Below are 380 nucleotides of genomic sequence, written 5' to 3'. Positions count from 1 at the left end.
AGAGGGGGGAAAAAAAGGAAAGGTAAGAGGGAGGGAAGAAGAAAAGGAGGGAGGGGGGGGAGAGGAGGGGAGGAGGGAGGGGGAGGAGGGGGGGAAGGGGGATGAAGAAAGGGGGGAAGGGAAAGAAGGAAAGAGAAAGAGAGGGAAGAGAGAGAGAGAGGGGAAAGGGAGGGGGTAAAGAAGGAGAGGGAGGGGAAAGGGAAGGAAAAAGGGAAGGGAGAGGGAGGAAAAGAAGGAAAAGAAGGGGAAGGGGGAAGGAAGATGAAGGGAGAGGGGGGGAGGAAGAAAAAGGGAAAAAAAGGGAAGAGGAGAGGAAAGGAAGAGGAGAGGAGATGTCCCAAGGGCGGCGATACATTATCAACGTCGAATTAACCAACACA

At 53.9% G+C, this 380-nt stretch carries 1 protein-coding gene; it reads left to right on the top strand.

Translation table 11 applies throughout. From position 1 onward, the window contains the following. Positions 1-101 precede the first annotated feature (101 nt). A partial coding sequence (locus A3773_RS19860) for a hypothetical protein (protein ID WP_197462854.1) occupies positions 102-380 on the top strand: 279 nt, incomplete at its 3' end.

The organism is Neptuniibacter pectenicola, assembly GCF_001597735.1.
Taxonomy (GTDB): domain Bacteria; phylum Pseudomonadota; class Gammaproteobacteria; order Pseudomonadales; family Balneatricaceae; genus Neptuniibacter; species Neptuniibacter pectenicola.
This window is presented reverse-complemented; position numbering and strand designations above follow the sequence as displayed.